Origin of the sequence: Tsukamurella pulmonis (assembly GCF_900103175.1) — a bacterium.
In the GTDB taxonomy this organism is placed as follows: domain Bacteria; phylum Actinomycetota; class Actinomycetes; order Mycobacteriales; family Mycobacteriaceae; genus Tsukamurella; species Tsukamurella pulmonis.
In genome coordinates this window covers 90,315-99,422 of the sequence record NZ_FNLF01000002.1, presented here as the reverse complement: position 1 = coordinate 99,422, position 9,108 = coordinate 90,315, and the positions used below count along the sequence as shown (strand labels likewise).

Sequence of the window (9,108 nt, the reverse complement as noted above, 5' to 3'; positions counted from 1 at the left end):
TCAGGGCCCCACTCAGGTGGGGCCGAATGAAACCGCCCTACCGGGGCCAGATCAACTTGACATAGCCATCCAGGTGGCGCGCCACCCGCGCCTGCATGAGGCGGGCGGGCGTCCGGACCTGTGCCGCAACGGAGAGCTCGTCGAGCACACCGTCGAGCTGCGCCGCGGCCTCGTACGCCTGGGCCGGGGTCAGCACCGCCACCGTCTCACCGACTCGGATGCGGACGGCGCGCCCATCCCGCCGAGCTTCCACCACCACCGCGGCGGCCGGATCACCGAAATCGGCAGAGCCAAGATCCTTGGAGCGACCAGTGATGCCAGTCATGCCTACGACTGTCCCAGCTGGGTCTGACACGCCCGCGCGTCTTGCGCCCGGCACCTGGGGACCCGACGAGGCGTTAGAAGGGCGCTGCGGCCACAGAATCGTCGTCCCCGTGGGCCGCTTCGAACTGTTCGTCGCACTCGGGGGCGTGAGGATCGGCGAAGTGCTCACCGCACGCGGTGCACAGCAGGCTCTCGTCGTAGTAGCGATCCTCTGGGGCGGTTGGCGAAGGCGCGATCTGTTCGTCAGGGCTCGGATACGCGGACATCGTCGGATCCCCTATGCCTCGATCGCCAGGTTCAGCGACGGTGCGCCGATGCTCTTGAGCCACGGATTGAGGGACTTCTCGATCTGTACGGTCACCTCCTGCGGCGGGCGGTGGTGCAGGTCGCCGAGGATCTTGGAGATCTTCAGCACCTGGGTGCGGCGCTCTTCCGCCGACGTGCCGCGATCCCGCGCCGCCGTGAGCAGCCGCTGTGCGGTGTCCAGTCGCGCGGCATCCGCATCGCTGAGAGAGCCGATGCCCTTCGTCCGCGCGTTCTTCTCGGCAGCGCGCCAGGCATCGCGCGTCGTGCGAGCGAGCTGCAGAGCCGCTTCGGCATCCGCCGCTGACTTCGGCTGAGCCGCCGGGAACCGCGCGTCGAAGTCCTCTTTCGCATCCAGCCATGCCGCGGTCAGTGGTTCGCTGACGTCCTTGAGCAGGCACCGCTTGAACAACTGGTCCTCGAGGGCGTTCTTGCCCACCTCGAACTCGGTGAAGCCCTCCACGAACTCGTCGCGCGCCGCGCACGCAGACTTCCACGTCGCCGCGATCTCCGCCAGGGGCTCCTTGTCCCGCACCGCCGCCGTGACGGTCGGCCGCTCGACGGGGCGATCGCGGTAGATCACCCTGCTTCCGCCGCCAAGGAATACGGCCTTGATCAGGACGTAGGCGAGCCAAAAGCCCCCCACGATCATCATGATGGGGAGCATGGTCTGCAGCATCGTCTGCAGCATGTGATCGGCGATCGAGGCTGGCTGCTGCGGGTCCGCGGCGTACATCGTGTCAGTGATCATGAGCGCTTGTCCTATCTGTCTGTGACCGCCACTACGCAGCCACGTCGTTGTTCATCATGCCCGGTAGGGCTGACATGTTTTGGTGGGTGCTATGCGCCCGGGCCGCGCCGGGGCCGTGACGCGACAGCGTCGTCGTAGAGCGCGCGGATCTCGGGTCGCAGTCGCGCGATCATCGCGTGCTGCCTCGGGTGTAGCCACCCCTCGCCGTAGGTCGCATGGTTGGCGGTCAGGTCGAGAGCGATGCACCAGGTCCGCCCGAAGCGTCCGTCGTGCCATTCTCCGTCCTCGTCCCGGGTGAGGTAGTGAGGTCCGATGCCGTGGTTCTGCGAGAGCAGGTAGTCGTTGGCTTCCCAGCCCTCGCACGCGGGGCAGATCCACACCGTCGTCGTCTCGGTCTTGACGTTGTAGATCCCTGCGGCCTCTGCCTCGGCTGCCGTCACCACCGCCGTGCTCACGAGCTGCTCGAAGGCCGCGGCGCGCTCTGCGGCGAGCGCGGCCTGCGCGAGCTGCGCCTGCTCCTCAGCTTCGACCTCGCCGAACAGGTCCAGTTGTACCGTGCCTGACGTGCCTGCATTCATGGTGCACACCTCCTTATCTGTTGCCTATAACCTACACTAAGAGCGGGTTATAAGCAACAGTCTTCGGTTATGCGCGGTGCATGTTCACCACCATCGTCCCCTCACGCTCCGGGCGAGGTGCATTCCGCAGCGCCGCGACGATACGTGCATCCAACTCGGGACTGTCCGGTACCGGATCGAAACGGCCAGCCTCAGCGGCGAGCAGGGCATCGAGTGCTCGCGTGAGCAGTTCATCCTCCATACCGATTAGACGCACCAGCCACCGGCTCGGTTCCCTCAACCTCGTGCGTTCTCCTCCTCGAGGATCCGCAGCAGATCCTCGAGACGACGACTCGCCTCAGCTTCGACTGCGTCGAGGACATCGTCGACGTCAGCGAGCGCCGACTTCGCGGCGCGCCGCGCGGCGAGGCCCCGCTCCCAACTCTCCGGATCGAGGGGCGCCGGCGAAGGCTCCTCCACCACGTCCGGGGCTGGCGACGAACTCGGCGCGGGCCGCTGCGCGACGCGACGATGAGGCGGCGCGCCGCCCGTCAGATGAGCGCGCAACACCGATGCGACGATCGGCCCGCTCAGGTGCACGCTCGTGTCGAGCGGCGGCACGCCCCACCCGTCGAGCGGCACGAACAGCGGCGCATCGTCGGGTGCCGCCGGCACCCTGGGCGTTGGGTCACCACGCAGCGCGGAGGCGGTCACGCTCGGACTGGGCACGTGGTGCTGCAGCGCGCGCAGCGGCAGCCATTGCTCGAGCACCGCCATCGGGGAGATGCCGAGGTCCACCAGAGCCGGATCGGTTGCGAAGTCCCCCGCGCCGTCGGCCGCGATGTGGAGCTGGTCAGCGTGGTCGTCGACGAACACGTCACCGACTCGCAGCCGTGCCAACGCGGCCGACCGGATGCCGCTCGTCGCGAGCACCAGCAGTAGCGAGTCACGCAGTGCGAACAGCTCCACAGGCCAGCCCTCCGTGGGGAGATGCTCGACGACGTCGGCCGCGATCGCCGTGAGTTGGCGGCGCCGCGCGGCCCTCGAAGCGTCGATGTGCTCACGCACCACCTCGGCCAGGCCCGGCGGCCGGTGACCGGCCCGACGGTGCGCCGCGTTGATCACCGCGACCCGGCGGCGCTGCGTGCCGACGGCGGCAGGGTTGGCCGCGATGAACTGGGCGAGCTGCTCAGGTTCAGCCGGCACCGGGACGCCGCCGACGGCGGTACACCAGTCCACCCACAGGGACCACGTCGCGCGATCGCGCGGCCCAGTCTGCTCGGAGCTGCCGTCGCCGATCATGCCGAGGTCAGGGAACGGGCCGGTCCGGGACCGGATCGAAGACCAAGCCCGGCAGATCCGGAAGAAGCCGGCGGCAGTCCGTCTCGGCGCTGCCGATCAGCACGCCCAGCAACGCCTCCCGAGGATTCCCCGGAGCGAAGTAGCCGTACGACGCCTCGTCAGCGAAGGTGCGGGTGCCTCGGCCGCGGGGAAAGCGGGTGTGGATCTCGCGGCCCTCGTCGACGTAGGTGCACGCGTAGCCCGTCGGATCGACGCCGGGACCGGCGATCGCCCAACTCGGTTCGAGGCGGTGTCCGTCGAAGATCAACACCGCGGCGACCTCCCGCGAGGGCGGGTACTCCCACGCCTTGTCCTCGAAGGTCGACCCGAAGAACGCACCTGAGCCGCGATAGTCCAGTCCCGCCGACAGCGCCACCGCGAGCTTGTCGAAGTCGAAGCCGCGGTAGACCAGTCGCGCACCGTCGCGCCCGGGAGGCCAGTACGGGCACTCGCGCGCGGACACCAGCTCGGTGTGCCAGATCTCCACACCGCCGTAGACCGCGACACGATGCGCGTCACGGCTCGTCCGGAAGCCGTGCTCCTCGAGGCGCTCCGCGTCCAAGAGCTGCGGCTCGCAGATCAGGGTGCTGGTGAACGTGGCACTGGGGCGCGCGGGCCAGGCCGCCAGGTGCGGCGTCTTCTCCCGTCTCATCGCCGCTCACCACCACGGCGCCACCACCGACGCCGCGGCGCGGCATCCGCCCGCACACCCGGATCGGGAGCCGGTGTTCCTACCGGCGCTGCGGGCGCACGGCCTACGATCTCGAGCTGGCCAGCGTGCCCGTACTTCATGAAGTCCTCCAGCGCGGCCAGCAACCCCTGACGCGATGCACCGCTGGGGATCGCTAGCCGCTCCGAGACGAGCACCGTGGCGATCTGCAGATCTGCGGGCCATTCGGTGGCCTCCACATCCAGGGTGTACCCGCCGTTGAGTCTCACGTGGCCCGTCGTGATGTCGAAGGTGCCCACCATCTTCGGCATGTCGGGCAGGACCGTACCGCCGGTCATCTTGAACCATCCCTCGCTGGGATCGCCGAGGCCATGGATGCTGCCCAGCACCTTCCACTCGTCGTTGACGCTCATGCGCGTCAGGTGCACCTGGTCGACCGACGGATTGACCACGATCACCAGAGCGTTCGGTGCGTCAGCCACGGGCATCGCAACGCCGAAGTACTGGTAGGTCGAAGGCGCGATCAAACTCGCTCCGAAGCTGAGAAAGCCACGGTTGGGCGCGCACTCGAGATGCGCGGCGTACAGCGCGACGACGCCCGCGAAGGGGCTTCCGGTCTCCGCCGGCACCGTCGTCGCGACCGTCAGCGTCCGCGCACCATCCCGGACGCTCGGCGCCAACGGCACCTGGCAGATCGGGCACTCCCCGGCCGCCGTGTAGCGACCGACGACCTCCCGCTCGATGAGCTCCCGCCCGAAGGCGCCGACGACATCGTCGTGGAGAAGGAAGTGCGCGGGTCCAATCACAGCCATACGTCGATCCTCACTGACGGAAAGAGGTGGTCAAGGTCGGACTCGGTCGAGGACTTCCTGCGCGGCCGACGCCAGCCACTCGGCCTTCATCTCCGCGCCGCGGCGATCATCCTTCCCGAGGTAGTAGATGATGTCGTCGAGCCGCCCGCGGATCTCGCCCGCGAGGTCCTCCATCGAGTAGCCCTCCCACGACTCGTTCGCCATGAACGATGCCTCCTGTTTCCGCTGGTCGTCGGTCAGTTAGTCGTTGCTTGCCGATCGAGCCGCTGCCCGGCCCTTCGGGTGCAGTCGGCGGAAAAACCACCGGTACAACGGATAGTTGATCAGAATCGCCACCCAGACCATGCCGCCCGCGGCCGCGACGGTCAGCACCGTCCCGATGTACTCCCCTGCTGTCGCCGCGAACACCGCGTACACGATCAGCGTCAACGCCGCGAACACGCCCGCGACCGTTGCCAGCGTCGGCCGCTGCAGCGCCGTCGCCATCGCCATACACATCACGAACAAGAGCCCGATCCAGAGAATCCACACGCCAGGTTCCATCATGACCCCTTCAGATCTCGTCGTCAGCGTCGCGCCCGGCGCGGTACCGGCTTGGGTCGAAGATGAAGACGCCTGCGCGAGCACGCTCCTCATCGGTCATCGCGAGCACGCGATCCCGCTTGCTGACCGTCGAGCCCGACCGGCTGTCGCCGTCGATCGCGGCCTGCGCTGCCTCGCGCGCGATCTCGATCCCGGGTGCAACAGCCACCTGAAGGGAGTCCACCACACTGAGTGCCAAGCGGCGTTCCACGGCATCGAGGTCCTCCTCATAGAGGCCACCGGTATCGACGAGCCGCAGGCCGGACGGAAGCGGCGCCAGGTTCTTGCCCCAGCGCCACGGCAGCAGCCGCTCCTTGAGCGGACGCACGAACGGTGCGCGGTGGACCAGCCACTCCTCGAAGACCTGCCGAGCCTCAGCAGGAGTATGCGGCTCCTCCAGCCGGCGAATCGCCGAGCGCACCCACACGTGAAACTCGCACTGCATCGGAGTGTCATGGGCGAACAGACGCCGCTCGCAGCTCAGCCGACCGCGCAGCTCGTCGGTGGTGATCGTCGACTTGCTCCGACTGCTCATGGTCTACCGCCCCTCGCCCGCGGACGACGCACGAGCAGGGATCGCGAGCTTCAACCCGGTCCACATCAGCCCCACACCGAAAGCGAACGCCGCGCCGAACAGGGTCAGCCAGGTCCCATACGAGCCGAACAGCCGCCAGAACTCCGGACCGTTCTGAGCGTCCTGCTTCATGCCGGCCACCGCCACGCAGTAGATGAACACCGTCATCCCCAGGCACGTCAACGCCGCGTACGCAGCACCACGCGGATACACCCGCGCCGCCGCGCTGAAGGGGATCTTCCTCTTGATCGTCATGCGCTTGTCCTCGTCCTCGTGGACACCGCCACTACACGGCGTCCCGTCCACCCATCGTCGCCGATGGGGCTGACATGTTCCTATGTTCGGCCGAAAAGCCGAGCCAGCAGCCCAGGCTTTCGCTGTGGCCGGATCAGTGGCGCAGCGATCAACTCGCCCCACGTCCCATCGGGTTCCTGCCGGCGCCACGTCTCGCCCTCGTCACGGTGATCCCACGGATCGCCGCCGCTCCACCCGGTCTTGTACATCGCCTCGGACCACGTCGCCCCGAGCACGACCTCCCGGGGGCCACCAGTCCAGTAGAACGTGTACGGCCGCTGCGGCGGCACGCTGGCCGCCGCGACCCCGTCACGCTCACTCATCGCCGACCTCGCCCACGCGCACCAGGCGCACGATCCGCTCGGTGTCGGTGTCCTCAATCGCCACCACCCGGCCGAGCGGAGTTCGCCCCTCGATGAGGCTGAGGTTCCAGACGATGTCACCCACCTGTGGCACCGTCGACAACTTGCCGGGCGAGACCTCCTCGCCGTCAACGAACATCCGCAGACGCCGCGACGACCGCGGCCCGTTCGTGCGCTCACGCAAGTCGGCGATCGCGCCCTCCGTGAGGTACCTCTCGACGCCCGGCGCGTACTGCCCGTTTGCGTCGAGATTCACCAGATCCACAGCGGTGCGGTTGATCACTGAATCGTTGCTTCGTGCCATGACTACTTCCTTCTCTTCCTGGTAGATCTGTGCGACTACTCACACGATGGCGCGGACCGTGTCGAACCATCCGCGAGTGCGCAGGTGTCCGGTCTCGGCGTCGACAGCACCGCCGTTGACACCCCAGAGGCTCGCCGCCCAGGTGTCGAGCGCGGCGGTCTCGCTGCCCGAGACCTCGTCGACAAGCGCACCGTCCTCGAGAACCAGGGCGACGCCGACAACCTCGCCGCTCGACCACGTGTGTCTGAAGGGCCCCCAGCCCTCGGCTCGCACGAGCTGCACACGCTCGCTCAGGTCGTCCGCGCGATGCTGGCGGTCCTCCTCGTCAGGTACCGCCGCAAGTAGCTCGGCGAGCGTCCGAGGCTCGTTCGTGGTCATAGTCGTAATCCTCTCTGAGAATGGCCTATTGGCAGTGCTAGCGGGCGATAGAGTCGAGCACGGTGGATACCTGATCCCGCGGGCCTCCGATGACGACCGCCAACAGCGCTTCAGGAAGGTACTGCGGTGAGATCCAGTACCCGTAGTAGCTTTCTGCGTCCGCGCTCGTCGCGCCCCGAAGGGCCTCCCGATTGAAGCGGGTATGGACCACGCTGCCGTCAGCATCGGTGTACTCGTAGGGGTAGACGGACTTGTCCGGCGCGATAGCCGCAGCACCGTCTTCGTCGGGAAGGAAGAAGCTCCGCTCCGCGACCGCCCGGTCGAGGACCAGGAGCACAGCCGGTGCCCCGTCGCTTGCCGCGTACTCCCACGGCTTGTCCGGAAGCTGTGACGCGAAGAACGGCTCTCCCGGTGGCACGTCGATTCCGAAAGTGATCGCCTGCGTCAACTGCTCGGCCTTGATGCCCCGGTAGAGGGCGTCCCTTGCGGTCAGCGTATAGAGCCCCTTGGGCGTATCGGAGGGGGAGGCAGTTCCGGTGTGCCATACGGCCGTTCCGTCGGACGTGTGGCCGACCAGTTGCGGTGCGTTCATGGGGGATCCAGGCCTTCGCTTGGTTTCGGATTACGGGATGCGCTCGATGTCGGGACCGATGGACTTGCCCGGGTCGGAGCGCTTCTCCTGCGCGGGTCGCGTGAAGACCAACACGATCACCGCCCCGAGCGCCCCAATCGCGATCGTCACCAGGACCACGCTGCCGAGCCACACACCCCACGATTCGCTCGTCCGCAGCGCGAAGAAGCTCGCCACGCCGGCCACGGCGATCGGCACGGAGATCCACCCCGAGAGGTCGCGCGTGATGGACGGAGCCCGATAGACCCACACGCACACGACCACAACAGCGAGTGCCGCGACCGCGGTGAACACCTCAGATAGATTCATGACTGCACTCTCTCCTGCGGGTGTGACAGGTCTCGTTGGTGGATTCCGGACGCCACATCAGCGCGCGACCTCGTAGCCGAGCTGCGCGAGCAGATCGGCGTGAGTCGCTGTGGGGTGCCCGATTCCTGCACCCGGAACAGATGCGCCGTCGGCGGCGGACCACATCTGCATGGGCATCGACTTCCCCCAGGTGCCGACCGGGTCGATCTTGCCGATCGTTACCACCTTGACGCCAGCGTGCGGCGGGTCGAGCAGGTAGCACGCGGCACCGGGCGCGAGAGGAAATCCGTCCCGGCCGCGGGGCGCAACCTCCGCCAGGTGCGCTGTCTTCCGAACGCTCATCGTGGTCTCCTTCGGTTCCTATGTGATGCCGGCGGCTTCGGCCTTGACCTGCCCTACCTCGTCGTAGATGGTCTTTCGGACCGTGTGCTCCGAGTATCCGCCGACGACGACGCGGCTCGCGCTTCGTTCGACGACGTGTGCACGCGCTCCGGCCGGCACTCGGTTAATGACGTCCCAGGCGAACTCTTCTGTGAATCCGTCTTGAGGTGTCCACGAGTACGCGGTAGGCGTTTCTTCCATCTCACGATCGACATCACCTACGGGCCAGGTCTCGACCCTCGGTTCGTACCAAACGTCCGCGCTAGCAGCGAGCGCTGTGACGTATGCGGCCGCCTCGACCTTGTCGAGGAAGACTCGGCGTATTCCGTACTCGCTGTAGTTGCCCGACGTCACGATGTGAACTTCGGTGGGCGCAACTGGCTCCATCTTCATCCCCTCTCCATTGGCTGCTGGACTAGGCGGTGCAGATCCGCTACTCGCCGCAGATCGTCTGCGGTGAAGACCAACAGTGGGTGCGTGACCCGCCGGTGCTTCAGTGCGTGCACCTCGGCAAGGTTGACGCCAGCTCGTCGCG

The 9,108-nt window shown here is 67.3% G+C and carries 17 protein-coding genes; all 17 read right to left on the bottom strand.

Annotated elements, in window-relative coordinates; translation table 11 throughout:
• Positions 1-37: 37 nt before the first annotated feature.
• Complete coding sequence (locus BLQ62_RS00800) at positions 38-325, bottom strand: hypothetical protein (protein WP_068563778.1); 288 nt, start codon at positions 323-325, stop codon at positions 38-40.
• A gap of 276 nt (positions 326-601) precedes the next feature.
• Positions 602-1,378 (bottom strand): hypothetical protein, encoded by a 777-nt coding sequence (locus tag BLQ62_RS00790; protein ID WP_068563774.1) that lies wholly within the window; start codon positions 1,376-1,378, stop codon positions 602-604.
• A gap of 89 nt (positions 1,379-1,467) precedes the next feature.
• Complete coding sequence (locus BLQ62_RS00785) at positions 1,468-1,956, bottom strand: hypothetical protein (protein ID WP_068563772.1); 489 nt, start codon at positions 1,954-1,956, stop codon at positions 1,468-1,470.
• 67 nt (positions 1,957-2,023) lie between these two features.
• Positions 2,024-2,197, bottom strand: coding sequence for a hypothetical protein (locus BLQ62_RS23645; RefSeq protein WP_156483167.1), 174 nt, complete (start codon positions 2,195-2,197; stop codon positions 2,024-2,026).
• Between the two features lie 35 nt (positions 2,198-2,232).
• Entirely contained in the window at positions 2,233-3,237 is a 1,005-nt protein-coding gene (locus BLQ62_RS00780) for a hypothetical protein (protein WP_068563769.1), read from the bottom strand.
• A 7-nt stretch (positions 3,238-3,244) separates the two neighbouring features.
• Positions 3,245-3,928: a hypothetical protein gene (locus BLQ62_RS00775; RefSeq protein ID WP_068563768.1), complete on the bottom strand. Its 684-nt coding sequence runs from the start codon at positions 3,926-3,928 to the stop codon at positions 3,245-3,247.
• On the bottom strand, positions 3,925-4,758 hold the full coding sequence (locus BLQ62_RS00770; protein ID WP_068563765.1) for a hypothetical protein: 834 nt from the start codon (positions 4,756-4,758) through the stop codon (positions 3,925-3,927). The genes BLQ62_RS00775 and BLQ62_RS00770 overlap by 4 nt, the downstream gene beginning before the upstream one ends.
• 30 nt (positions 4,759-4,788) lie before the next feature.
• Positions 4,789-4,962, bottom strand: a complete 174-nt coding sequence (locus tag BLQ62_RS23640) for a hypothetical protein (protein WP_156483166.1) — start codon at positions 4,960-4,962, stop codon at positions 4,789-4,791.
• Positions 4,963-4,998: 36 nt separating this feature from the next.
• Positions 4,999-5,304, bottom strand: a complete 306-nt coding sequence (locus tag BLQ62_RS00765) for a hypothetical protein (protein WP_068563763.1) — start codon at positions 5,302-5,304, stop codon at positions 4,999-5,001.
• Between the two features lie 7 nt (positions 5,305-5,311).
• A complete protein-coding gene (locus BLQ62_RS00760; protein ID WP_068563761.1) occupies positions 5,312-5,875 on the bottom strand; it encodes a hypothetical protein in 564 nt (187 codons plus the stop codon).
• 3 nt (positions 5,876-5,878) lie between these two features.
• Entirely contained in the window at positions 5,879-6,169 is a 291-nt protein-coding gene (locus tag BLQ62_RS00755; protein ID WP_139184123.1) for a hypothetical protein, read from the bottom strand.
• Between the two features lie 354 nt (positions 6,170-6,523).
• Positions 6,524-6,853 carry a hypothetical protein gene (locus BLQ62_RS00745; RefSeq protein WP_068563755.1) on the bottom strand — a complete coding sequence of 110 codons (330 nt, stop codon included), beginning with the start codon at positions 6,851-6,853 and terminating at the stop codon, positions 6,524-6,526.
• A gap of 60 nt (positions 6,854-6,913) precedes the next feature.
• A complete protein-coding gene (locus BLQ62_RS00740; RefSeq protein ID WP_068563753.1) occupies positions 6,914-7,252 on the bottom strand; it encodes a hypothetical protein in 339 nt (112 codons plus the stop codon).
• Positions 7,253-7,289: 37 nt separating this feature from the next.
• The gene (locus BLQ62_RS00735; RefSeq protein ID WP_068563751.1) at positions 7,290-7,844 is read right to left on the bottom strand and encodes a hypothetical protein; all 555 of its coding nucleotides are present in this window, start codon (positions 7,842-7,844) and stop codon (positions 7,290-7,292) included.
• Positions 7,845-7,874: 30 nt separating this feature from the next.
• Complete coding sequence (locus BLQ62_RS00730) at positions 7,875-8,192, bottom strand: hypothetical protein (RefSeq protein ID WP_139184122.1); 318 nt, start codon at positions 8,190-8,192, stop codon at positions 7,875-7,877.
• Between the two features lie 57 nt (positions 8,193-8,249).
• Entirely contained in the window at positions 8,250-8,534 is a 285-nt protein-coding gene (locus BLQ62_RS00725) for a hypothetical protein (RefSeq protein WP_068563747.1), read from the bottom strand.
• A gap of 18 nt (positions 8,535-8,552) precedes the next feature.
• The gene (locus BLQ62_RS00720) at positions 8,553-8,927 is read right to left on the bottom strand and encodes a hypothetical protein (RefSeq protein ID WP_139184121.1); all 375 of its coding nucleotides are present in this window, start codon (positions 8,925-8,927) and stop codon (positions 8,553-8,555) included.
• Between the last annotated feature and the right edge of the window lie 181 nt (positions 8,928-9,108).

Excerpts from the sequence above, each read along its gene's own strand:
- BLQ62_RS00790 (WP_068563774.1), bottom strand. The coding sequence starts at position 1,378 with ATGATCACTGACACGATGTACGCCGCGGACCCGCAGCAGCCAGCCTCG.
- BLQ62_RS00770 (WP_068563765.1), bottom strand. The coding sequence starts at position 4,758 with ATGGCTGTGATTGGACCCGCGCACTTCCTTCTCCACGACGATGTCGTC.
- BLQ62_RS00800 (WP_068563778.1), bottom strand. The coding sequence starts at position 325 with ATGACTGGCATCACTGGTCGCTCCAAGGATCTTGGCTCTGCCGATTTC.
- BLQ62_RS00780 (WP_068563769.1), bottom strand. The coding sequence starts at position 3,237 with ATGATCGGCGACGGCAGCTCCGAGCAGACTGGGCCGCGCGATCGCGCG.
- BLQ62_RS00755 (WP_139184123.1), bottom strand. The coding sequence starts at position 6,169 with ATGACGATCAAGAGGAAGATCCCCTTCAGCGCGGCGGCGCGGGTGTAT.
- BLQ62_RS00760 (WP_068563761.1), bottom strand. The coding sequence starts at position 5,875 with ATGAGCAGTCGGAGCAAGTCGACGATCACCACCGACGAGCTGCGCGGT.
- BLQ62_RS00735 (WP_068563751.1), bottom strand. The coding sequence starts at position 7,844 with ATGAACGCACCGCAACTGGTCGGCCACACGTCCGACGGAACGGCCGTA.
- BLQ62_RS00775 (WP_068563768.1), bottom strand. The coding sequence starts at position 3,928 with ATGAGACGGGAGAAGACGCCGCACCTGGCGGCCTGGCCCGCGCGCCCC.
- BLQ62_RS23645 (WP_156483167.1), bottom strand. The coding sequence starts at position 2,197 with ATGGAGGATGAACTGCTCACGCGAGCACTCGATGCCCTGCTCGCCGCT.
- BLQ62_RS00765 (WP_068563763.1), bottom strand. The coding sequence starts at position 5,304 with ATGATGGAACCTGGCGTGTGGATTCTCTGGATCGGGCTCTTGTTCGTG.
- BLQ62_RS00730 (WP_139184122.1), bottom strand. The coding sequence starts at position 8,192 with ATGAATCTATCTGAGGTGTTCACCGCGGTCGCGGCACTCGCTGTTGTG.
- BLQ62_RS23640 (WP_156483166.1), bottom strand. The coding sequence starts at position 4,962 with ATGGCGAACGAGTCGTGGGAGGGCTACTCGATGGAGGACCTCGCGGGC.
- BLQ62_RS00785 (WP_068563772.1), bottom strand. The coding sequence starts at position 1,956 with ATGAATGCAGGCACGTCAGGCACGGTACAACTGGACCTGTTCGGCGAG.
- BLQ62_RS00725 (WP_068563747.1), bottom strand. The coding sequence starts at position 8,534 with ATGAGCGTTCGGAAGACAGCGCACCTGGCGGAGGTTGCGCCCCGCGGC.
- BLQ62_RS00740 (WP_068563753.1), bottom strand. The coding sequence starts at position 7,252 with ATGACCACGAACGAGCCTCGGACGCTCGCCGAGCTACTTGCGGCGGTA.